This window comes from Sulfuriferula sp. AH1, from assembly GCF_002162035.1.
Lineage (GTDB): Bacteria > Pseudomonadota > Gammaproteobacteria > Burkholderiales > Sulfuriferulaceae > Sulfuriferula.
The window spans coordinates 437,469-461,364 of sequence record NZ_CP021138.1 but is presented as its reverse complement, the minus strand read 5'-3'; the positions used below and the strand labels follow the sequence as shown (position 1 = coordinate 461,364).

Annotated in this window: 20 protein-coding genes and 1 riboswitch; of the genes, 12 read left to right on the top strand and 8 right to left on the bottom strand. The window is 53.5% G+C overall.

Translation table 11 applies throughout. The features are described 5' to 3' along the window. Positions 1-58 precede the first annotated feature (58 nt). On the bottom strand, positions 59-679 hold the full coding sequence (gene yihA / locus CAP31_RS02330) for a ribosome biogenesis GTP-binding protein YihA/YsxC (protein WP_087446063.1): 621 nt from the start codon (positions 677-679) through the stop codon (positions 59-61). 107 nt (positions 680-786) lie between these two features. Here yihA and CAP31_RS02325 point away from each other — a divergent pair, with 107 nt between their 5' ends. From CAP31_RS02325 to ccsB, 3 genes are all read left to right on the top strand, one after another. Next, positions 787-1,416, top strand: coding sequence for a cytochrome c (locus CAP31_RS02325; RefSeq protein ID WP_087446062.1), 630 nt, complete (start codon positions 787-789; stop codon positions 1,414-1,416). A 94-nt stretch (positions 1,417-1,510) separates the two neighbouring features. Beyond that, the gene (locus CAP31_RS02320; protein ID WP_223247337.1) at positions 1,511-3,520 is read left to right on the top strand and encodes a cytochrome c biogenesis protein ResB; all 2,010 of its coding nucleotides are present in this window, start codon (positions 1,511-1,513) and stop codon (positions 3,518-3,520) included. Beyond that, positions 3,521-4,663, top strand: a complete 1,143-nt coding sequence (ccsB, locus tag CAP31_RS02315) for a c-type cytochrome biogenesis protein CcsB (protein WP_087446060.1) — start codon at positions 3,521-3,523, stop codon at positions 4,661-4,663. Positions 4,664-4,743: 80 nt separating this feature from the next. Here the strand turns inward: ccsB and CAP31_RS02310 are convergent, their stop codons facing one another. The 4 genes from CAP31_RS02310 to thiD are packed head-to-tail and all read right to left on the bottom strand — an operon-like array spanning position 4,744 to position 7,474. After that, positions 4,744-5,853: a glutamate-1-semialdehyde 2,1-aminomutase gene (locus CAP31_RS02310; protein ID WP_255377133.1), complete on the bottom strand. Its 1,110-nt coding sequence runs from the start codon at positions 5,851-5,853 to the stop codon at positions 4,744-4,746. Further along, a complete protein-coding gene (locus CAP31_RS14955; RefSeq protein ID WP_223247336.1) occupies positions 5,841-6,026 on the bottom strand; it encodes a hypothetical protein in 186 nt (61 codons plus the stop codon). The genes CAP31_RS02310 and CAP31_RS14955 overlap by 13 nt, the downstream gene beginning before the upstream one ends. 3 nt (positions 6,027-6,029) lie before the next feature. Further along, a complete protein-coding gene (gene thiE / locus CAP31_RS02305; RefSeq protein WP_087446059.1) occupies positions 6,030-6,656 on the bottom strand; it encodes a thiamine phosphate synthase in 627 nt (208 codons plus the stop codon). Then, positions 6,653-7,474 (bottom strand): bifunctional hydroxymethylpyrimidine kinase/phosphomethylpyrimidine kinase, encoded by an 822-nt coding sequence (gene thiD / locus CAP31_RS02300; RefSeq protein WP_087446058.1) that lies wholly within the window; start codon positions 7,472-7,474, stop codon positions 6,653-6,655. The genes thiE and thiD overlap by 4 nt, the downstream gene beginning before the upstream one ends. Before the next feature lie 95 nt (positions 7,475-7,569). On the opposite strand from thiD, the gene CAP31_RS02295 reads away from it, so the two are divergent. From CAP31_RS02295 to CAP31_RS02270, 6 genes are all read left to right on the top strand, one after another. Beyond that, the gene (locus CAP31_RS02295; protein WP_369802453.1) at positions 7,570-7,722 is read left to right on the top strand and encodes a rubredoxin; all 153 of its coding nucleotides are present in this window, start codon (positions 7,570-7,572) and stop codon (positions 7,720-7,722) included. A 221-nt stretch (positions 7,723-7,943) separates the two neighbouring features. Continuing rightward, the gene (locus CAP31_RS02290; protein WP_087448221.1) at positions 7,944-8,315 is read left to right on the top strand and encodes a PleD family two-component system response regulator; all 372 of its coding nucleotides are present in this window, start codon (positions 7,944-7,946) and stop codon (positions 8,313-8,315) included. Between the two features lie 14 nt (positions 8,316-8,329). Further along, positions 8,330-8,692: a PleD family two-component system response regulator gene (locus CAP31_RS02285; protein WP_087446056.1), complete on the top strand. Its 363-nt coding sequence runs from the start codon at positions 8,330-8,332 to the stop codon at positions 8,690-8,692. A gap of 31 nt (positions 8,693-8,723) precedes the next feature. After that, complete coding sequence (locus tag CAP31_RS02280; protein ID WP_087446055.1) at positions 8,724-9,233, top strand: chemotaxis protein CheW; 510 nt, start codon at positions 8,724-8,726, stop codon at positions 9,231-9,233. A gap of 44 nt (positions 9,234-9,277) precedes the next feature. Then, positions 9,278-11,410 (top strand): methyl-accepting chemotaxis protein, encoded by a 2,133-nt coding sequence (locus CAP31_RS02275; RefSeq protein WP_087446054.1) that lies wholly within the window; start codon positions 9,278-9,280, stop codon positions 11,408-11,410. Positions 11,411-11,520: 110 nt separating this feature from the next. After that, a complete protein-coding gene (locus CAP31_RS02270; RefSeq protein ID WP_087446053.1) occupies positions 11,521-17,217 on the top strand; it encodes an Hpt domain-containing protein in 5,697 nt (1,898 codons plus the stop codon). Between the two features lie 64 nt (positions 17,218-17,281). Here CAP31_RS02270 and CAP31_RS02265 read toward each other — a convergent pair whose 3' ends face one another. Together CAP31_RS02265 and thiC are read right to left on the bottom strand one after the other, a co-directional pair. Next, complete coding sequence (locus CAP31_RS02265) at positions 17,282-18,109, bottom strand: undecaprenyl-diphosphate phosphatase (protein WP_087446052.1); 828 nt, start codon at positions 18,107-18,109, stop codon at positions 17,282-17,284. Positions 18,110-18,246: 137 nt separating this feature from the next. Further along, the gene (thiC, locus tag CAP31_RS02260; protein ID WP_087446051.1) at positions 18,247-20,163 is read right to left on the bottom strand and encodes a phosphomethylpyrimidine synthase ThiC; all 1,917 of its coding nucleotides are present in this window, start codon (positions 20,161-20,163) and stop codon (positions 18,247-18,249) included. 27 nt (positions 20,164-20,190) lie between these two features. Then, a riboswitch (TPP riboswitch) is annotated at positions 20,191-20,293 on the bottom strand. A 55-nt stretch (positions 20,294-20,348) separates the two neighbouring features. On the opposite strand from thiC, the gene CAP31_RS02255 reads away from it, so the two are divergent. The 3 genes from CAP31_RS02255 to CAP31_RS02245 are packed head-to-tail and all read left to right on the top strand — an operon-like array spanning position 20,349 to position 22,632. Beyond that, on the top strand, positions 20,349-21,002 hold the full coding sequence (locus CAP31_RS02255) for a protein-L-isoaspartate O-methyltransferase (RefSeq protein ID WP_087446050.1): 654 nt from the start codon (positions 20,349-20,351) through the stop codon (positions 21,000-21,002). Between the two features lie 3 nt (positions 21,003-21,005). Next, the gene (locus CAP31_RS02250) at positions 21,006-21,329 is read left to right on the top strand and encodes a rhodanese-like domain-containing protein (RefSeq protein WP_087446049.1); all 324 of its coding nucleotides are present in this window, start codon (positions 21,006-21,008) and stop codon (positions 21,327-21,329) included. A gap of 13 nt (positions 21,330-21,342) precedes the next feature. Further along, entirely contained in the window at positions 21,343-22,632 is a 1,290-nt protein-coding gene (locus CAP31_RS02245; RefSeq protein WP_087446048.1) for a TolC family outer membrane protein, read from the top strand. Here CAP31_RS02245 and waaA read toward each other — a convergent pair. Continuing rightward, positions 22,629-23,888, bottom strand: a complete 1,260-nt coding sequence (gene waaA, locus CAP31_RS02240; RefSeq protein ID WP_087446047.1) for a lipid IV(A) 3-deoxy-D-manno-octulosonic acid transferase — start codon at positions 23,886-23,888, stop codon at positions 22,629-22,631. The genes CAP31_RS02245 and waaA overlap by 4 nt on opposite strands. Positions 23,889-23,896: the final 8 nt, after the last annotated feature.

Sequence of the window (23,896 nt, the reverse complement as noted above, 5' to 3'; positions counted from 1 at the left end):
TCCCTGAGCGGGTGTCCTGATGCTAGTCGGGACGTTTTGACCTCGGTTATTCTCCCCTTTAACCGAGGTTTTTTTCTGCCTGCTCGTCTTGCGCAAACCATTTCGACACCACTGTCTCCACTTCGGCCATACCCAGCTTCTTGGAACTGGAAAATAGTTGCGCACTGTATGAAGGCGATAATTTTTCCAGCTCCTGCTTAACCAGACGCAACACAGCTACAGATTCACTGCGGTTCAGCTTATCGCTTTTGGTCAGCAGGCAATGCACCGGCTTGCCGGTAGGCAGAAACCATTGCAGCATATTTCGATCCAGTTCCGTCAGCGGGTGACGCGAATCCATGATCAGGATCAAACCACGCAACTGAGGACGCTGCGTCAAATAATCACTCAGCAAATCACGCCAATGATCTTTTATTGCTCCGGGTACTTTGGCATAGCCATAGCCAGGCAAATCCACCAGGTAGCGCTGGCCACCCAAACTGAAATAGTTAATATGCTGCGTCCGTCCGGGCGTTTTACTTACGAACGCCAGCCGCGTCCTGTTTGCCAACGTATTGATTGCACTTGACTTACCGGCGTTCGAGCGGCCCGCAAAAGCGACTTCGGCATGACTCTCCACAGGCAGGTCACGCAAGTGATTCACTGTGGTATAAAACACAGCCGGTTGAAAAAAATTCATAAATTTAGTTCCAAAAAAACACATCCCATCAGATTCGGGCTAGCGTGAAAAATAAAACAGGGATAAAATAATTACTTTTTAGCATGTTACGGTAAGAGGAGCTCACGATGAAAAATACTATGGCGTTCGCGGCACTCGCTGCTTTAACCGCATTTTCTCCTGCTCACGCAGATGAAGCGGTAGCGAAAGGTGACCCAGCCAAAGCACAACAACTGGTGACTGCGGTTTGTGCAGCCTGCCACGGCGCGGATGGTAATAGCACTGCTCCAGCCAACCCCAATCTTGCTGGCCAGCATGCAGAGTATATCACTAAGCAGTTAACCAACTTCAAATCAGGCGATCGTAAAAACGCGATCATGCAAGGTATTGTTACTAGCAACAACCTTACACCTGATGACATGAAAAATCTGGGCGCCTATTTCGCCAGCCAGACACCCAAACCTGGCGCTGCCAAAGATAAAACTCTGGTAGAAGCCGGTGAAAAGATTTTCAAAGGCGGCAACCCCGGTAGCGGCGTACCTGCCTGTGCAGCATGCCATGGCCCTGCAGGTGCCGGCATCCCAGTACAGTTCCCGCGTCTGGCCAGTCAGCATAAAGAATACATCTACTCGCAATTAAATAACTTCCGTATGGGCGACCGCGCTAACGACGGTGGCAAAATGATGCGTATGATCGCAGCAAAAATGACTGATCAAGAAATGAAAGCTGTTGCCGAGTACATCTCAGGCTTGCATTAATCCTGCCGTCGGAACCTGACGACATTTTAGCAGTCCATAAAGGGGTGGCGATTGTCACCCCTTTATTTTTCAGGGTATGCACTCAACTACCAAAATGAACAAATCGTCTGCCACATTTTCCCGCTCGTTTTATGAGTTGCTTAGCTCAATGCGCTTCGCCATCAGCCTGCTAAGCCTGCTTGCCATTGCTTCCATCATCGGCACCGTACTCAAGCAGAACGAACCGTACGCAAACTACATCATCCAATTCGGCCAATACTGGTTTACCGTATTCAAATGGCTGGGGCTCTACGATGTTTATCACAGCCCCTGGTTTGTCGTCATCCTTACCTTCCTGGTGCTTTCCACGAGTACTTGCATTTATCGCAACCTGCCATCCATGCTGCGAGAGATGCGCAGTTATCGCGAACATGCGAATGAGCAATCGTTACGCCATTTCCAGCATTTTGCCGAATTCACCCGCACAGGCAATCCGGCATCGGCATTGATGCAATATCTCGATGTACAAGGCTATCATTACAAACAGCAACAAAACGACGGGAATTTACTGCTGGCCGCAAAGCGCGGCAGCACCAATCGCCTGGGCTACATCCTTACCCATAGCGCCATCGTATTCATCTGCATCGGCGGCCTGATAGACAGCAATATTCCGCTTAAACTGGAACAGGCTTTTGGCATGAAACGCATTGAAACACGCGACATACCGGAAAGCCAAGTACCCGCCATCAGTCGCCTGACTCCCGACAACCTGTCGTTTCGCGGCAACGTCACAATTCCGGAAGGCACCAGTGCGGATGTCGTTTTCCTCAATATTGGCGATGGCTACATGGTGCAAGACCTGCCATTCAAGATCGCACTTAACAAATTTCATATCGAACATTACAGTACCGGGCAACCCAAATCCTTTGCCAGCGACATTGTCATCATCGACAAGGATACCGGCAAGCCGGTATTGACGCACACAGTAACGGTCAACCATCCCCTGATCTACGATGGCGTAGCCATTTACCAGGCCAGCTTCGGCGATGGCGGCACCCGCCTGAACATGGATGGCTGGAACCTGTTCGACCACGGTGGCGAGTCATTCCCGGTAAGCGGTGCGATTCATGACGAATCCAGACTGGCCGCCGACAGCACCCAGTACACAGTGGAATTTACCGATTTCCGCCCCTTCAACATCGAGAACACGGGCGAACCGACCACCGAGCTGTCCCGCGATACTCGTGCCGTCATTGGCGGCAATGCCGTCGCTGACCACAAGGATCTGCATAATGTAGGTCCGAGCTTCCAGTACAAAATCCGCAACCCGGACGGACAGGCGCGGGAATACAGCAATTACATGCTGCCTCTTCAGATCGATGGCCGCTGGTACATGATGTCAGGAATGCGCGAAGCGCCAAACGAGCCTTTCCACTACATCCGCTTCCCGCTTGACCCGAACCGGACATTGGCAGGATTCATGCGCTTGCGCGGTGCTTTGCTGGATGCGACACTTTATCCCGAGATCGCGCGGCGCTTTGCCAAAAGCGCGATACCCGACGCCAATCCCGATGCCCAGCTCAAACTGGCAGACAGCACGGTCAAGGTACTGAACATCTTTGCCAAGGGCGGCTACAAAGCCTTGTCCGACTTTATCGAAAGCCGCATCCCGGCTGCTGAACGCGACAAGGCGGCGCAAACCTATCTCAAGATACTGGAAATGTCGGCATTCGAGGCTTACAGCATCACCGAAGCGAGAGCAAATCAGTCTGCGCCGAAAAAGGATGACGAAACCGGCTGGTTTATCCGGGACAGCCTAAACAGCTTTAGCGATATTTTCTTTTATGGCGCCCCGGTTTATTTGCAACTTGCCACCTTTGATGAGGTCCAAGCAACCGGTCTGCAGTTAACCCGATCGCCGGGTAAAAATATCGTATATGCCGGCTCCGCGCTGTTAATTCTGGGCGTGTTTGCCATGTTCTTTATTCGCGAACGCAGATTGTGGTTACTGATCAAATCAGATCAAGTATTATTTGCAATGTCCAGCAATCGGAAAACGCTGGATTTTGAAAATGAATTTACGCAACATCAGCAGCATATTGCCGAAATCGTAAAGGAAACTTAAATGCAACTCACCCAAACTATGCCGCGCCCCGCGCTTGTCAAACAACTCAACATACTGGATTGGCTATTTGCCGTTCTATTATGGTCGGGCGCAATCTATGCCTTCAACTTATATGGCAACTACATGGATGTGTATGAAAAAGGCTTTCTGTTCGGTGCGGCTACGGGTTTTTCGATTTTAGGCTGGCTCTGGAAACCCATACGCACCCTGATTCTGGTAGTTGCTGCGCTCAGCCTGTTCGGCATCTCCGATTATCATGCTGATCTTGGCCGCGCAGAGCAGGCTTTCTTCCTTAAATACCTGCTCGCCAGCCAGTCGGCCATCATGTGGATGAGCGTGCTCTTTGTGCTGGCCACGATCACCTACTGGATCAGTCTGGCATCCCGCTCCGACTTCGTCGCCAAAGTGGGTACAGCGCTGACCTGGAGCGCACTGACCATGGGCCTGGTCGGTCTCATGGTACGCTGGTATGAATCCTATTTGATCAGCCCTGATGTGGGCCATATTCCCATCTCCAACCTGTATGAAGTGTTTATCCTGTTCTCGATCATTACCGCGTTACTCTACCTGCATTACGAGAACCGCTATGCCAATCGTCAGATGGGCGCATTCGTATTACCGGTAATCAGTGCGGCGGTAGGTTTTTTGCTGTGGTACACATTCGACCGCCAGGCACAAAGCATCCAGCCGCTCGTGCCAGCCTTGCAGTCATACTGGATGAAAATACACGTCCCGGCCAACTTCATCGGCTATGGCTCATTCTCGCTTGCCGCCATGATAGGTGTCGCTTACCTGCTCTCATCCAAAGGCATTCTGACTTCGCGTTTACCCAAGCTGGAAGTGCTGGATGACGTCATGTACAAATCCATCGCTGTCGGCTTCGGCTTTTTTACCCTTGCGACAATTCTGGGCGCCATGTGGGCAGCCGAGGCATGGGGCGGCTACTGGTCCTGGGATCCCAAGGAAACCTGGGCATTGATCGTATGGCTGAATTACGCCGCATGGCTGCATATCCGCCTGGTTAAAGGCTTGCGCGGCCCGCTGCTGGCCTGGTGGGCAGTAGTCGGACTGTTCGTTACCGTATTCGCTTTCCTCGGCGTCAATATGTTCCTGTCCGGGTTGCATTCCTACGGCACCCTCTAACTGCAGCAGATAATCTCAAACAGAAAGGGCGGACTGGTTTAACCAGTCCGCCCTTTCTGTTTCCCACCTCCGCCAGTAACTCAAGCAGCCATTTTTACAAACACGCGATCTGCGGCTGCCAGCGTCGCCTCTATTTCCGTCGTCCCGTGCGCAGCAGATACGAATCCGGCCTCGAATGCCGATGGCGCGAAATAAATCCCCTCATCCAGCATCGCATGGAAGAAACGATTGAACGCCTCTTTGTCACATTCCGTGACTTCATCATAAGTCTGCGGCACCTGTGCACGGAAATACAAACCGAACATACCGCCGACATGCTGCGCGGAGAAGCTTATACCGTGTTTTCCAGCCATCGCCACCAATCCTTCGGTCAGCTGCCGGGCAGTGTCATCCAGGCGCTGATGGAAACCTGGCACCTGTATCAATTTCAAGGTCGCCAGACCGGCAGCAACCGCTACCGGATTACCTGACAACGTACCCGCCTGATAAACCGGTCCCAATGGCGCAAGCTGCTCCATGATATCGCGACGCCCGCCAAATGCACCCACCGGCATGCCGCCGCCGATCACCTTGCCGAAGGTCGAAATGTCCGGTGTGATCTCATACAAAGCCTGCGCCCCGCCCAACGCAACACGGAATCCCGTCATTACCTCGTCAAAAATCAGTACGGCACCATACCGGGTACATACCTCGCGCATGGTTTGCAGAAATTCGGTACGCGGCGCAATCAGATTCATGTTGCCGACCACAGGTTCTACAATAACCGCGGCTATCTGATCGCCCCATTGCGCAAATGTATCCACCAGCGGTTGCGGCGCATTGTATTCCAGCACGATCGTATACGCTGCCAGCTCCGGCGGCACGCCGGCAGAACTGGGCTGCCCGAAGGTCAAAGCGCCTGACCCGGCCTTCACCAGCAGCGAATCGCTATGCCCGTGATAACAACCTTCAAATTTGATGATCTTGGAACGTCCGGTATAACCTCGTGCCAGCCGTATCGCGCTCATGGTCGCCTCGGTACCGGAACTGGTCAGCCGCACCATATCCATACTTGGAATCAGCTCGGTGAGCAAATCGGCCATTTCGACTTCGCGTGCAGTAGGCGCACCGAAACTCAACCCATTGGCCGCAGCATCACAAACCGCCTGCAACACGTCCGGATGACTATGTCCGACTATCATCGGCCCCAGGAGCCCACATAGTCGATAAACTCGCGTCCGTCCGCATCCCAGACCCGGGCACCCTTGGCGCGCTCGAAGAAACAGGGAGTTCCGCCCACGGCACGAAATGCCCGCACCGGCGAATTGACGCCGCCAGGAATATGGCGCAGCGCCCGCTCAAACAACATTTGGTTTTTGGTCATAATCTAGTCTTCAGTTTCATCCACAAACAAATCGGCAAATTGCCGCGCTGTATCTTCAATATCCTTGCTGCCGAACAAGGCGCTGATCACTGCAACGGCATCAGCCCCCGCATCAATCAGGCTGGTGGCATTGCTCAATGTAATGCCGCCTATCGCCACCATCGGCAAATGGATAATCCGAGCAGCCTCGCGCAGCAAATCCAGTTCCGCGTGCACTGCATCCGGCTTGGTAGGCGACGGAAAGAAACTGCCGAAAGCAACGTAATCGGCACCAGCCGCCTGCGCCGCCATCGCCAGTTCCAGTGATTGATAACACGACACGCCGATGATCTTGTCGTGGCCAAGCACAATTCTCGCCTCATGAATGGCACCGTCATCCCGTCCGAGATGGACACCATCTGCACCGGTCAGATCGGCCAGACGCAAACTGTCGTTAATAATCAGCGGCACATGATAGCGCCGACACACTATCAGCAATTCGCTCGCCTGCTCATGCTGCCGCGCTATGTCGCCACTCTTGTCCCGATACTGCACCACTGCGGCACCGCCACGCAACGCAGCCTCGACCGAAGTCAGCAAATAGCCCGTATCGTCGGTCTCACGTGTGATTGCATACAAGCCGGCAATCATTGCTCATCCCCGGATCGCGCCCAGAACAATCGATCCGGGATATATTGCCCCATGCCTGGCCTGAATCCTGCACGCAAACTCTCGTAGGTAAATTCCTGCGCTTCGCGCACCGCTTCAGGCAGACTCATTGTATGCGCAAGCGTAGCAGCAATGGCCGAAGCCAGCGTGCAGCCGGAACCATGATAACTGCCAGGCAGCCGTGTCCACGCATCAGAACGTACCACTCCCGTATTGTCATACAGCGTATTGATCACTTGCACGGTATTCTCATGCGTGCCGGTAATCAGCACATACTCGCATCCGGTGCTCAACAGATGCCGCGCGCATTCTTCCAGGCTCGCCTCGTCTGCACCGTCCATGTCATCCTGCACAAGGCTTCGCGCCTCCACACTGTTCGGCGTCAAGATAGTGGTCTGCGGGATCAGCATATCCACCAAAGCGGCACGCATGTCCTCATTCGCCAACTCGTCGCCACGGCCGGATGCCAACACCGGATCCAGCACCAGGGGGACATCCGGATAATCGGCCACGATGGCCGCAATCGCCGCTATCGCTTCGATACTGCCCAGCATGCCGATCTTGAATGCTGCTACCGGCATATCTTCCAATACACAGCGTGCCTGATCGGCAATCCACTCGGCATCTAGCGGCAGATAGTCTTCTACTCCCACGGTATCCTGAACCGTAATCGCCGTCAGCACCGACAAGGCATGACATCCCATACTGGTGAGTGTCAATATGTCCGCCTGTATCCCTGCACCGCCGGTTGGGTCAGATGCGGCAAAAGTCAGAACAACTGGAGGTGGATCATTTGTCATTTTAAAAAACCACGCCATAAAAGCGTATAACTGGATTAGAATGAGTATTTTAACTGAAAAGCGAAGAAATGATGGAATCAGCCTACAATTGCTATATGTGCGTGGTCTGCGGTTATATTTACGACGAATCGCAAGGTAGCCCTGCCGATGGCATTCCCGCCGGTACCCGCTGGGAAGATGTGCCTCTTAACTGGACCTGCCCCGAATGCGGCGCCCGTAAAGATGACTTCGAAATGGTAGCCGTTTAGATAAAACCCTTCTGACCCGGGAAAATTCATAATAAATACTTGCCAGCATGGCAAAATAAGATTAAAAATGCAATTATGATTAATCAGATGATGAAAATCGAAAAACATCATGAAACCGGGTCTGGCCCTAACTTAATCATCCATACCAATTACAAGAAATTTGAAAAATCATTACTGGGGGCAGTGTGACCGACACTAAAAATCTGAACGGCGTTAAAGTAATGGTGATCGATGACAGCAACACCATACGCAGAAGCGCAGAAATATTTCTGCAACAGGCTGGCTGCGAAATTATCCTCGCCGAGGATGGCTTTGACGCCCTTGCCAAAATCACCGACCGGCAGCCTGATGTCATCTTCGTAGATGTGATGATGCCACGCCTGGACGGTTATCAAACTTGCGCTCTCATCAAAAAAAACAGTCGTTTCAAAGCCACGCCGGTCATTATGCTTTCCAGCAAGGACGGCCTCTTTGACAAGGCCCGCGGCCGCATCGTGGGGTCCAACGAATACCTTACCAAACCTTTTACTAAAGATACATTATTAACGGCTGTGCAGCGTTATGCACCAACGACTAATGAATCGAATATTTAATACTGAGGTAAACCATGGCAGTACACAAAATACTTATCGTCGATGATTCCCCTACCGAACGTTTTTTTCTTGCCGACCTATTAAGCAAACAAGGCTATCAGATCAATTTGGCAGAAAACGGTACCGAAGCGCTGGAAAAAGCCAAGCAAATCATGCCCGATCTGATTCTTATGGATGTGGTTATGCCCGGCCTTAACGGCTTCCAGGCAACACGTGCATTATCGAAGGACGAAGAACTGAAACATATCCCTGTCATCCTGTGCACGACCAAGGATCAGGAAACCGACAAAATCTGGGGATTACGTCAAGGCGCGATTGAATACATCATCAAACCGGTCGATGGTAATGCGCTATTGCAAAAAATTCGTTCGCTGTAAGCAAATCCCCCTACCTCACTAAATTACGACCATGTCAAAACGTGTCAGTCTCAAACAGTTTCAGCAGGACCTAAGCGATCGATTGCAAATAGCAACAAGTCAATCAACCGCCAACAGCCGGCTTGCAATTCGGGTTGGCACGCAAAACTGGTTGATAGATCTGGCCGAAATAAGCGAAGTAATCACGCCATCCCCATTTGCCAGCGTCCCGCTTACACAAACATGGTTTCTCGGCGTAACCAATATACGCGGAAAATTATTTAGCGTGATAGATCTGCCGGGTTTTGCCGGGCAAAGCAATATCCAGCGCAATCTGGATAACAGGCTGCTGATTGTGCACCCGCGCTTTGCCACCAATGCTGCACTACTTATTGATCAGGCGCTGGGTTTGCGCAACATCAACAAGATGCAAGCGGAAACCGGCAATGACCAATCAGCCTGGTGTTCCAGCACTCATCGCGATGATAACGGGGATATCTGGCACAATCTGAATATGGCTGCTTTAGTAACCGACCCCAAGTTCCTTGCCGTTGGCATTTAATTCAAATTCAACCAATCTAATAAAATATTCAGCGGAGACACACGATGGCTTTTAACCTGCTTAGCTTAATCAATCCGAAACACCAACCCAGAAAATCCGGCAGGGAGGCATCGAAGCAGGAAAACACCACACTGATCATGAGCGGCCTGAAGAAAATGTCCAACAGCGCCGCCGCTGAAACACCATTGATCGGACATTTGCCGATCGAGAAACAATATATCCTGACCATGGTCTCGGGCTTGGGTTTCCTGGTGCTGGCTGGTGTGCTGCTGGTTTATAACGGCATACAGGTTGGCAACAAAACGGAATACATCACCAAAGCAACTGAAATGCAGATGCTTTCACAGCGGATTGCGAAAGGTGCGCAACAGGCTGTCGCAGGTAACCGTGAAGCTTTCGCCCAGCTCAAGGACAGCGAAAAACAATTCATAGACGACTTCACCGCCATAACCAAAGGCAGCATCAGCCTGCCCGCCTCACCCAAATCGATTCAGCCCCTGCTCGCCGACTTGAAGAAGGACTGGACTCCGGTTGAAAATCAGATCAATCAGATCCTGAAACAGGAAAAAGCGTTAGTCGAATTGCATAGCAGCGTTGAAAACATCAACTCCAGCACTAACGACTTGCTGGAAATTTCGGAACAGCTCGTTGGCCGCATGACGGACGCCAATCTGGGCCAGCGTGAAACCACGCTCGCCAGCCAGATGGTCATGCTGACCCAGCGCATGGCAAAAAATGCCAACGCCCTTGCCGCATCTGACGCGATCGACCAGGATGTGGCTTTCCAGCTGGGGAAAGACACGACAACGTTCCAGGAAACATTGCGTGGCCTGCGTGATGGCAGCGAACGTATGCACATTGCAGCATTGTCTGATACCGATGCCCACAACAAATTAGGCGAGCTGACTGCCGCATTCAAGCCGTTCGAAGCCTCGGTCACCAGCATTCTGAGCAATATGCAGCCTCTGGTTGAAACCAAGCAGGCCAGTCTGGCCATTTTCAAATCCAGTGACGAAATCCTGAAAGACAGTCAAGTCGCAGCCAAGGCCTATGAAAGCCTGGGCTCGATCGGCAACATGATTGCTGTCGTATCCGGCTTGATGGCTCTGGCGAGTCTGGTGCTGTTCGGTTTTGTGAACATCAATGAGTCCAAACGCCGCGTGCAATTGAGCGAAGCCGAGAACAAGCGCAACCAGGAAGCCATTTTGCGTCTGCTGAACGAACTGGGCGATCTGGCTGACGGCGACCTCACCACCAACGCCACTGTGACCGAAGACATTACCGGCGCTATTGCCGACTCGATCAATTTCACGATCGACGAATTGCGTGGCCTGGTATCCGGGATTAACCGCGCAACGGAAAAGGTGACCAACACTACGCTGCAAGCCCAAGCCATTTCCGAAGAGCTGCTGGCTGCTGCTCAGCGCCAGTCGCAGGAAATCGAAGAAACATCGGCCGCTATTCTGGGTATCTCCCAGTCCATTAATGAAGTGTCGGCTAGCGCGACTCAATCCGCACAAGTGGCAACTCAATCTCTGGAATCAGCGGAAAAAGGTACCAAGGCGGTAGAAAACTCCATTAGCGGCATGAACAGCATCCGTGAAAACATCCAGGAAACTTCAAAACGCATTAAACGTCTGGGCGAATCCTCACAAGAGATCGGTGAAATTGTGGAACTGATTTCCGACATTACCGAACAAACCAACGTGCTGGCGCTTAATGCGGCTATTCAGGCGGCAGCGGCCGGAGAAGCCGGCCGCGGTTTCTCCGTGGTTGCAGAAGAGGTGCAACGCCTTGCTGAACGTTCCGGACAAGCAACAAAGCAGATTGCTGCGATTGTAAAGACCATTCAATCCGATACCCAGGATGCGGTGTCCGCCATGGAAACCAGTACCCAGGGGGTAGTGGAAGGTGCCAAACTTTCCGATGCGGCAGGTCAGGCGCTGAACGAAATCGGTCAGGTGTCACGTAACCTCGCCAGTCTGATCGAAAATATCTCGACCGTGACGGACAGCCAGGCCATTGCTGCAACCAGGGTTGCCCAGGCCATGCAGGATATCCAGCAAATTACCGAGCAGACCACCGCCGGTACGCAACAAACCGCATCCTCAATTGGTGAGTTGACAGCACTCGCGGCTGATTTGAAAAAATCCATTTCCGGTTTCAAATTAGCATAACGTTGTTTATAAAGGGTGTTTTTCATAGCAGATCTTGAAAAACATCCTTTTACACGTTAGCGTACAGTAAATCGCTTAAAGCGCATTCAGCGAACTAAACAGGAAAAACCATGAGCTTGACGCCAGAATACGATATCGGACCTCTCAGCTGGGTCAAAGATGAAATAGATCGCGCCTTGCGACAAGCCAGCGAAATCTTGGAACAATACAAGCTGGCTGAAGACGATCCCGCCAAACTGCGCCAGGCGCGCACCTACCTGCATCAGGTAACCGGCGCAATCGCAATGGTCGGTTTACAAGGCGTCACTTTGGTATGTCAGGAAATCGAGAAACTGGTGGGCGCACTTGAAACAGGCCATCTCGCTATCGACCGGCCCATGCTTGATCTGGTTGGCAATGCCTGCCATGAGATTGAACACTACCTGGATGAACTGCTCAACGGCAAACCCAACCTTGAATTACAACTGCTCCCCATCTATCAGCAATTAAGAACTGCACAAGGCATTACACAAACATCGGCCAGCGACCTGTTCTTTCCCGATATGGCTAATCGCGCACCGCGCACTGTCGACCAGCAGAATCTCTCCCCGGAAGAACTGACACAGCTGATTAAAAAATCGCGAACAGCCTTTCAACGCGGCTTGCTGGATTTCCTGCGCCAACAAAATACCGAGCAAGGCCTGACAACCATGCGCTCGGCTGTACATGCCATAGAAACCGGAATGAGCATACCTGCGAGCCGGACTTTCTGGTGGGGTGCCAGCGCGTTTGTCGATTGTCTGCTCAATCATTCCATCGAGCCAACCTTTGCGGTCAAACAGCTATGCGGGCGTATCGATTTGCAAATGCGGCGTCACATCGAAGGATCGCACAAGATTGCTGAACGCCTGCTGCGGGATTTGCTGTACTTTGTCGCACAAAGCCGTGACATCAATGAGCACATTGCCGAAGTCAAAAACACTTTCAATCTGTCGCATCTGATTCCGCAGCAAACCGGCTCGATTGATGAAATCAGTGCGCTGCGCCCGCTTCTCAAACAACTGTTAGCCACGGTTGGCAGCGCCAAGGAAGCCTGGATCAAATTCGTCTCCGGCAATCAGGACAGTTTGAGCCAATTTCAGATTCAGCTGAACGAGTTAAAGGATCTGACCGACACCCTGAACAATACCCCGATTTCGCAACTGGTAGCCGAAATCAGCAACGTTGCGTGCGATTACATGCAGTTACCCAAACAGCGCTATGAAGCCATTAGCCTGGAAGTAGCGACGGCGTTGCTGCTCATCCAGAATAATCTGGAGCATTACGAAAACATCAGCGGCGAACTGGTTCACCAGGCGGAAGTACAAAGCCAGCGATTGCGTGCAGCAGCCTATGCCGAAACCGACATAGCCGACATTGCGGAAGTGCCGTTACTTGATGAATTCTCCCGGCAAGCGCAAGAAAAACTGCTCATGGCCCAAGTCGCTCAGGAAATTCAAATCAACGTGCAGAAAATCGAAGAAGCGCTGGATAATTTCTTCCGCGACAACTTCCATAACAGACAGCTCATTGCAGAACTGGATCGTCCGTTAACCGAGATTCACGGCGCACTCAGCATCATGCAACTCGATGCTGCGAATCAGGTGCTGGAACGCACTCAGGAAATAATACGGCAATTGCGCGACCCGGCGATTGCCGTTGATGAATCGCAATTTCCCGTTATTGCCGATGCCATCAGCAGCATTAGCCTGTATGTCGATGCACAACGTTATCAGCGCCAGGATGCTGCCAGCATCCTGCAACCCATCCTCAAACAGTTTGGCCTGATCGCGGATGATGTCACAGCGCACCCTGATGAAGAACGAGTCGAGGATGAGCTCGATTCACTCAAGGCTGACTTGCATCATCAACTGGACGCCTGGCAACAGAATCCTGATGAGGAGGATGCAAAAAAAAAGCTCGTTGAAACCCTGCGCGAAATCAATCAGGATGCCGAACTGGTAGGAGATCAGGCCCTTAAACTGCAAACTGCCGAAGTCCTGCAACAGATCAACGCCGGCCAAAGCGCGCAAGCATTAAACGAGCTGGCCAGCCATATGGCAGGAGAGTCGCAAGGACACGACGAATCCAGACCGGCTGAAATCGCTGCACATGAAATCGACGCAGAGCTGCTGGAAATATTTCTGGAAGAAGCCACCGAAGTGCTGTCAACCATTCAGCATGAATTGCAAACCCTGGCCCAGCAACCGCATGATGGCGAATCATTGCGTACTGTGCGCCGCAGCTTCCATACGCTGAAGGGTAGCGGCCGCATGGTAGAACTCCATGAACTCGGCGAAACAGCCTGGTCGGTTGAACAACTGCTCAACCAATGGCTGCATGAAGAAAAAAATGCGACACCGGAATTAACTTCATTCCTCAACCGCGCTCACCAGTTATTCTCCAGCTGGGTCGATGCGCTCAAAACCGGCGAGCCGGTAAGCGTCGATTATGCAGCCCTGAGTACGCAAGCCGATCAATTGCGCACATCATTAACCCCGGAAACTGTCGACCACCCTGATCTTGCTGAGCAGGCAGTCGAAATAATGCCGAGTGCTGCAAAAACCGAACCCACTGATGCAGAGGTAATGACGCACACCCCGCCAGTCAAGCAGGTAACCGAACACACGGATACCGATTTTGCAGAAATCGCTGCCGAAACGCCGAGCGCACCTGATGCAATGGATTCCGGACTCCCGGAAATCGCGGTGCTCCATGAAGAAACGCCGGTTTCCGCGATCGACACAAGCGCCCCAGAAGCCCACACAAGCGATGATACTGCCATGGCCGGCGACAGTGATGGAGAAAATCCGTCACATGATACCGCTGACAGCGCAATCGCAAGCGATGACGTCAGCGATATTGCCGCCGAACCGGCAGAGCCGATTCATGCCACGGAACAGATACTGCCTCCGACAGACGACACGCTCACGCATGAACCGGCAGATGAGCGCATAGCGATTGGCACCAACCTGATCTCGCCAATGCTGCTCGATATTTTCCTGCGTGAAGCCGATCAGCATTACCATACCCTGCGCGAGGAATTTACCCGCTTGCAAAATCACCCCCATGAAGCCGTCAGTTACGAATTCATGCGGGCTGCCCACACCCTGGCGGGCATTGCCGGTTTGACCGGATTCAAGCCCATTGCAGAACTTGCCCATGCGCTGGAAGGCTGGCTGAATCGTCTGCATGTCAACGCTGCACCGCTCCCCCACCATGAGAATGCCGCCGACCTCGCGATCACGCATATCGCCAGCATGCTCCATAGCATCCGCAAACAGGAGGCTCCGCAAGCTGCGCCTGAGCTGGTCGCCCTGCTCGACAAAGCCCAGGCGCAACTCAGTCATCCGTCATCTGACGATACGCTGCTAGCCAGTGAATCCGACGTTGCCGAGTCGACTTCTGACGACAATAGCGACCTTGCCCGCGACGAGGTGGGGGCAGTGGAGGCCGAAGCGCAATCCCCACATATCACCTCGACTCTGGAAAAATTATTACTGCCTAGCGACGAACCATCGCATCACCACATCACGGTTACGGACGATGTGGACGAGCAGCTCCTGCCAATCTTCCTCGAAGAAGCCGCTGATCTGATGCCGGCAATCGAAAAGTCCATTCGCAATTGGCAACAGCTGCCCCAAGGCGAAGAACAAGCCAATCTGCAGCGACTATTGCACACGCTCAAAGGCAGCGCGCGGATGGCAGGTGCCATGCGTCTGGGTGAACTTACCCATGTGCTGGAAACAGAAATCATCGATGCCATCACCAAGCAAAACTTTGGCGCACATGACTTCGAACGTTTTGAGGCTCAGATAGACCAGCTGAACATAGCGGTCGAACAATTACGCAATCCAGACCAAGCGCCCGCGGTAACCGCAGATCACGCGTCTAAAGACGGCATGGTTACTGCGCCTCAAGCTGTCATGATGCAAAATAATCAGATTGCCTCGGTTGACGCCGAAGCCAACGCTCAAACGCTGCGCGTGCGCGCCGATACGGTCGACCGTTTGGTCAACGAGGCCGGCGAAATAAATATTGCCCGTTCGCGGCTGGAAAGCAGCGTAGCCAATATCAAAACCGGCACGCTGGAACTGAACGAAAACATCAGCCGCCTGCGCGCGCAATTGCGCGAACTGGAAATCCAGGCCGAAAGTCAGATGCAGTCGACATTGTCCCTCATGCGCAATGAAGATGCAGAATTCGATCCGCTCGAATTCGACCGTTTTACCCGCCTGCAGGAACTTACCCGCATGATTGCGGAAAGCGTCAATGACATCGGCACTGTGCAACAAAACCTGACCGTCGGATTGAATGAAACCGACGCAGCCATCAACCAGCAAGGCCGTCTGGCGAAAGATTTGCAGCAAGCGCTGATGCATATTCGCATGGTGCCCTTATCCAGCATTTCCGACCGTCTGCATAGAACCGTTCGCCTTGCTGCCAAGGATCTGGGCAAGAAAGCCAGTCTGCAACTGATTGGGGAACACGTTGAATTCGACCGTAGCGTACTCGATAAAATGGTCGCACCGCTGGAACACCTGCTGCGCAATTCAGTTGCTCATGGCATCGAAATGCCTGGCGAGCGGCTGGCAGCAGGAAAGTCCGAATACGGCGAGATCGTGCTGTACGCCCGGCAAGAAGGTAACGAGGTTGTCATCGCACTGCGCGACGATGGCCGTGGCCTTGATTTGCAGGCTATCCGGGCCAAAGCGATCAGTCGTGAATTAATCTCGCCCGATGCAGAATTGACTGCCGACGAACTAATGCAATTGATTTTTGCCAGCGGCTTCTCCACTGCGGAATCCATCACTACGTTATCCGGCCGCGGCGTGGGCATGGACGTGGTTAAAAACGAGATCAGCCAGCTCGGCGGACGCATTGATATCGCATCGGAAATGGGCAAAGGAGTACAGTTCTCCGTGTATTTGCCGCTTACGCTGGCAGTTACCCAAACGGTCATGGTCACTGTAGGCGACCGCCTGTATGCGATCTCTTCGTCCATGGTAGAACAAGTGCAGGAATACAAAACCACCCAACTCGATGAACTGCTCGGACAAGGCAGCATTGACTGGCAAGGCAATCACTACGATTTCTTCTATCTGCCGCATCTATTAGGCGACATCGGCTCGCAGCCAATACAACAGCAATACAGTCCTGTACTGTTATTGAAGAGCGGTAACCAGCGCGTCGCCATACTGGTAGATCACCTCACCGGCAACCGTGAGATCGTGATTAAAAACATAGGGCCGCAACTGGCCGGCGTACTCGGCATCGCCGGTGCAACCGTGATGGGTAACGGTCAAATCGTCCTGATCCTCAATCCGGTACAACTGGCGCAACGTCAGGGCGCACAAGTACGGCAACGTATCAGCCGTACGCCAATGGCAGCCGTAGACCAGATGACCACAGCGAAAACCGTGATGGTAGTCGATGACTCGCTGACCGTGCGCAAAATCACTACCCGCATGCTCGTCCGCGAAGGCTACGAAGTCATTACCGCCAAGGACGGCGTGGATGCCTTGCAGATACTGCAAAATACCCTGCCTGATCTGATGTTGCTCGACATCGAAATGCCGCGCATGGATGGTTTCGAGCTTACCAAAGTAATGCGTGCCGATCACAGACTGGCGCATATTCCCATCATCATGATCACTTCGCGCACCGCAGACAAGCATCGCGAACACGCAATGAATCTCGGGGTGAATGCGTATTTGGGCAAACCGTTCCAGGAAGATGTGGTACTTGCCAAGATCGTGGAGCTCACCGACAAAGCTTACGCAGCCTGATCCAGGCGAAGCAAACGACAATGCCCGCTTTTCGCGGGCATTGTCGTTTGGAAAAAAGACCTACTCAGTTAGCCGACCAGTCCACCACGCCGCTATAGGCTGTCACCAGCACCACAATGCCAAACACGATCCGATACCATGCAAACACCGTAAAATCGTGGTTGCTGATAAAGCGCAGCAATGCACGTATGGCAAACATCGCGCTCACGAACGACATCACAAAACCGATTACGAACAACATCAAATCGCCTTCCGAGCGCAATAAGATATCGCGATGCTTGAATGCTTCATAGAAGGTTGCCGCCAGCAGGGTCGGAATCGCCAGGAAAAAAGAAAACTCGGTCGCTGTACGCCGCGACATGCCGAACAGCAAGCCGCCGATGATAGTTGCGCCGGAACGCGAAGTCCCCGGAATCAGCGCCAGCGTCTGGGCGAGACCTACTTTAAGTGCATCTTTCCAGTTCATCGCATCGACACTTTCCACCCGGATAACATGCTGGCGCTTCTCTGCCCATAAAATCAGCAAACCGCCGATGATAAAGGCCATGGCAACCGGTACCGGCTGGAACAGATATTCCTTGATTTTATGCGCGAACAGCAAACCGAGCACTGCTGCAGGCAGGAAAGCAATGAACAGATTCAGGACAAAACGGTTGGCATCGGGCTGCCCCAGCCCGCGAGTCACGGCGATCAGCTTGACGCGATACTCCCAGCATACCGCGAGGATCGCTCCCGCCTGAATAATGATTTCAAAAGCCTTGCCGCGCTCATCGTTAAAATTCAGCAAATCGCCTGCCAATATCAAATGTCCGGTACTCGAAATCGGCAGAAATTCAGTCAAACCTTCAACCAGCCCGAGTATCAATGCTTTTAATGCCAATACCATATCCATGATCGAATCACCCAAAATAAAAACAGCTTAACAAAGCAGCATGACACTCTGCTTAACGATTTACGTAACGCAGGCACAAAAAAACGCAGTTGCCACTTCCATGACAACTGCGGAAGCATACAATTCCCAAATGTTGTCTATGCCTTGCGATAAATCTCGGCGCCCTGCTTCACGAATTCAACGGCCTTCACTTCCATACCCTGCAGCAAGGCATCCTGATCCGACAAGCCCTGCTGTGCCGCATAATCACGCACGTCCTGCGTGATTTTCATCGAACAGAAATGCGGCCCGCACATGGAGCAGAAATGCGCGACCTTGGCAGAGTCTTTCGGCAAGGTTTCGTCATGGAACTCGCGCGCTTTATCGGGATCCAGGCCGAGATTGAACTGATCGTCCCAGCGGAACTCGAAACGTGCCTTGGACAACGCATTATCGCGAATCTGCGCACCGGGATGCCCCTTGGCCAGATCGGCGGCATGGGCGGCCACCTTGTACGCCATGATGCCATCCTTCACGTCATTCTTGTCCGGCAACCCCAGATGCTCTTTGGGCGTGACGTAACACAGCATCGCCGTACCGTACCAGCCGATCTGCGCCGCGCCAATCGCGCTGGTAATATGGTCATAGCCCGGTGCGATATCCGTGGTCAGCGGCCCCAGTGTGTAGAACGGCGCTTCGTCGCACCAGTCCAGCTGCAGATCCATGTTTTCCTTGATCAACTGCATCGGCACATGACCCGGACCTTCGATCATCACCTGGCAGTCGTGCTTCCATGCCACCTGAGTCAATTCGCCCAGGGTTTTCAATTCCGCCAGTTGCGCATCGTCGTTCGCGTCATAGATGGAGCCTGGACGCAAACCGTCACCCAGACTGAAACTGACGTCATAGCTCTTCATGATCTCGCAGATGTCTTCAAAATGCGTGTACAGGAAGCTTTCCTTATGATGCGCCAGACACCATTTTGCCATGATGGAACCGCCGCGGGACACAATGCCGGTCATTCGGTTCGCAGTCAGCGGCACGTGAGCCAAGCGGATACCGGCATGAATGGTGAAATAATCCACACCCTGTTCAGCCTGCTCGATCAGCGTGTCGCGGAACATTTCCCAGGTCAGCTCCTCGGCTTTGCCGTTGACCTTTTCCAGCGCCTGATAAATCGGTACAGTGCCGATAGGCACCGGCGAATTGCGGATGATCCATTCACGGGTTTCGTGGATATTCTTGCCAGTCGACAAATCCATCACCGTATCACCGCCCCAGCGGATAGCCCAGGTCATTTTTTCCACTTCTTCCTGGATCGATGAACCCAGCGCCGAGTTACCGATATTGGCATTGATTTTTACCAAAAAATTGCGACCGATGATCATCGGCTCGGTTTCCGGATGATTGATATTGGCCGGGATGATCGCACGGCCCCGCGCGATTTCGTCACGCACGAATTCGGCGGTGATGGTCTCCGGCAATGCTGCGCCATAGGCCTGACCGCGATGCTGGCGTCCCAGCAATTCGAACATCTTCTGACCGGTAGGGCCGGCAGCTTTCAGTGACGCCAGATATTCTTCCCGTCGCATGTTTTCACGAATGGCGACATATTCCATTTCCGGCGTAACGATACCCTGGCGCGCATAATGCATTTGCGTCACATTTCGCCCCGCCCTGGCTTTACGCGGCTGACGTGCCAGACCCGGAAAACGCATCGCCTGTAGCTGCGCATCATGCAAACGGTCGCGGCCATATTCGGAACTCAGCCCGGTCAATGCCTCGGTATCGCCGCGTTCTTCGATCCAGGCCGCGCGCACTGCGGTCAGCCCCTGGCGTATATCAATCCTGGCAGCAGGATCGGAATAAGGACCTGAACAGTCATAGACATAAACAGGCGGATTAGGTTCTGCGCCAAACGAAGCGGAAGTGTCGGATTGGGTGATTTCGCGCATGGGTACCTGAATGTCGGGGCGCGAACCTTGCACATAGACCTTGCGGGAATTCGGCAAAGGTTGGATCGCAGCCTCATCGACATGGGCATTGGCGGCAATAAATTCCGGATTGGCATTCATAAGTGTGTTCCTTAAGCGAAAAGCGTAAGGAGCAGGTGAGTGCTTCCCTACGACGGTATAACCCGTATCAGGTTCGAAGGGTATATCTCACTTCATTGATTTTTTACAATGAAGACCCCCAGCAGAGGTGTTAAATTATAGGAAATATGGAATAATCGCAAGAGATTAGTGATATAGGTGTAGAAATGAATATCGAACAAGCCCGCTTCAACATGATAGAACAACAGATTCGCCCTTGGGATGTCCTCAACCCGCAAGTGCTTGACCTGTTAACCAAGGTCAAACGCGAAGATTTCGTCCCGCAGATGTATCGCACTCTGGCCTTCGTGGATATGGAGATCCCGCTGGGTCACGGCGAAGTCATGATGTCACCGAAACTCGAGGCACGCATTCTGCAGGAACTATCCATCAAAAAATCCGACATCATTCTGGAAATCGGCACCGGCAGCGGCTACCTGACCGCATTGCTTGCCGAGCTCGGCCAGCACGTGCACAGCGTCGACATCGTTCCTGAATTCAAAACCCAGGCCAGCGCCAAACTGCAAGCGCATGGCTACACCAATACCAGTCTGGAAGTGGGCGATGCAGCCCGGGGCTGGTCACGTCATGGCAAGTATGATGTGATCGTGCTCACCGGTTCGACCCCCGTATTGCCGGAAACTTTCATGCATGACCTGAAGATTGGCGGGCGCCTGTTCGCGATCACCGGGGATGCGCCGGCAATGACCGCGCAGCTGATTACCTGTGTCGCAGAAGACGCGTATAACACGATTACCCTGTTTGAAACCAATATACCGCTGCTCAAGAATGCAGTGCAGCCCGAGCGCTTTGTGTTTTAAGGCATGCAACACATCAATGCGCAGCATTTGCAGCAATGGCTTGCCGACGACTCACGCGTAGCGCCATTGCTGCTCGATGTGCGCGAACCCTGGGAATATCAGATTGCGCACATCAGCGGCGCGCAACTGATGCCCATGCACTCGGTACCCTCCCAGCTGGATAAGCTTGACGCGCAAACCGAGATCGTTGTAATTTGCCATCATGGTGTACGCAGCATGCAAATTGCACGTTTCCTGGAATACTCCGGATTTGAACATGTTTATAATTTGCAGGGCGGCGTAGATGCCTGGGCGCAATCAGTAGATAAAAACATGCCGACCTATTAACCGGGTGCCTCAAATGCCTAAATTAACTCGCGCTTTGCTGCTGTTGCTCGCGGTCTGGAACCCGGCCAGCTTTGCCAGCGAGTTAAGCCACGTCTACGCGGATGCGTTGAATCATGACGCCGAATATGCCGCCAGCTTGGCCAACTATCGCGCCGGTCTGGAAAAACTGCCGCAAGCACGTTCAGCCCTGCTGCCGCAAATCCAGCTCAATGCCAATGTCCAGCAGAACCGCACCGACTCATCGTTTGGCGGTGTACAAAACTACAGCTCCAACGGCATGGGCGTCAATGTAACGCAGCCTCTGTACCGGAAGGCCAGTCTGGTTCAATACGAACAAGCCAAACAGCTGATCCGCGCCAACTCCGCGCAACTCGACAGCAAACAGCAAGAGCTGATATTGCGGGTTGCCAGCGCGTATTTCGACGTGCTGCTGGCGCAAGATAATCTGAATGTATTGCAGACTCAAAAAACAGCGATCAATCAGCAGCTGGAACTCGCCAAAGCCAATTTCACTGCAGGCACCGCAACCATTACCGACACCGATGAAGCCCGGGCCCGCTTCGAACTCACCCAGGCCCAGCTCATTGCCGCGCAGAACGATCTCAACATCAAGCAACAGGCCTTGTCCGTTCTGACGGGCAAACTGCCGAACACACTTCGCGGACTCAATACGCACTACCCGTTGAACCCGATAGCGCTGAATCAGCTCAACAACTGGATAGCCGATGCCGTAGATAACAACCCGCAAATCCAGATCGAGCAAGCCAGCTTCAATATTGCAGAGCAGGAGATCGCACGCGCCCGCAGTGGTCACTTGCCTACACTGGACGCCGTCGCCAATTACACCGACAACACCAACCAGCTCTTCGGCAACACCTTCGTCGATACGCGCAATGCCAGCATCGGGCTTGCTCTCAACCTGCCGCTCTACCAAGGCGGTCTGGTCAGTTCACGCATCCGCGAAGCCGAAGCCAACAAGGACCGCGCCCAGCAGAACCTGCTGGTCATCCGCCGCCAGATCGATCTCAACATCCGGCAGGCCGCCAGCAACATCAACAGTCAGGCAGCGCAGGTAGCGGCTTATACGCAGGCAGTCAACGCCAGCCTGTCAGCGCTTGAGTCCAACAAACTCGGGCTGACGGTAGGCATACGCACCAATATCGATGTACTCAATGCGCAACAGCAATACTATGCCGCACAGCGCGATCTGGCTGCAGCACGCTATGGTTACTGGCTGGCAAAACTGCGCCTCAAAGCCGACCTCGGCACGCTGCGCGAAGCCGACCTGGCCGAAGTCAACTAAGCGGCCAGATGACTGGCCACCAATGTCAGCAAACGTTCGGTTGCACCTTGATGACTGCGGGCAAAAGCCAGTGCCGCCTGGCGCATTTGTTCGCGTCGCACGCCGTCGTTCAGCAGTCGCCCGACAGCCAACGCCAATGCTTCCGGGCTGTTTACCTGTAACGCCGCGCCGCTGGCAAGGGCGGCACGGCTAACTTCGGCAAAATTCCACACATGCTGCCCGATGATGACCGGACAGCCAACAGCAGCGGCCTCAATCAGATTCTGGCCACCCAGCGGCAACAGGCTGCCGCCAACCAAAGCCACATCCGCCGCCCGGTAATAGGCGAACAACTCGCCCATGCTGTCACCCAGCCATACTTGCGTACTCGCATCGACCGGCTGACCGCTGCTGCGTCGCTGATAACGGATATCGCGCTTTTCCAGCAAGGCGGCCACTTCGTCAAAACGTTGCGGATGCCGCGGCACGATAATCAGCAACGCTGCGGCAGCGTGGAGCCGCTGCCACGCATCCAGCACCAGCGCCTCCTCACCTTCACGCGTGCTGGCGGCAAGCCACACCGGACGCTGTTCGCCGATAGCGCTGCGCCATTGCTGACCAAGCTGCAATTGCGCCACCGGCGGCACACTGTCGAATTTCAGATTGCCCATGACCTTGATCTGCTGGCCGCCCAGCGCTTGCAAGCGCACTGCGTCTGCCGGCGTTTGCGCGGCAATGGCGGTCAAGCCAGTCAAACTGTATCGCACCAGTCCGGCCAGGCGCCGGTAACGTCGCGCCGAACGTTCGGACAACCGGGCATTGACCAGCATGACCGGCACCCCTTCGCAGCGGCAGATCGCAATCAGATTCGGCCAGATTTCGGTTTCCATCAGCATGCCCAGAACAGGACGAAATTGCCGCACGAAACGGCGTACCGCAAAAGCATAATCGTATGGCAGATACACCCGCCATACCTTATCGCCGAAGAGCTGCTCACTGGTCTCGCGCCCGGTAGGAGTGGTATGGGTAAGCAGTATCTGGTGGCCGGGGTAACGCGCCAGCAAAGACTGCACCAGCGGCACGGCAGCGCGGGTCTCGCCCACGGACACCGCATGCAGCCAGATCACCGGTCTGGCGCTGCGCCGGGTATAAAAACCGAAACGCTCCCCCCAATGTCGCCAATAACCGCGCTGCCGCCAGCCGCGCCAAAGCAGATGCAGCACCAGGTACGGCAATGCCAGCACCAGCATCAGCGAATAAAATAAACGCGACAGCATGCAGTGGG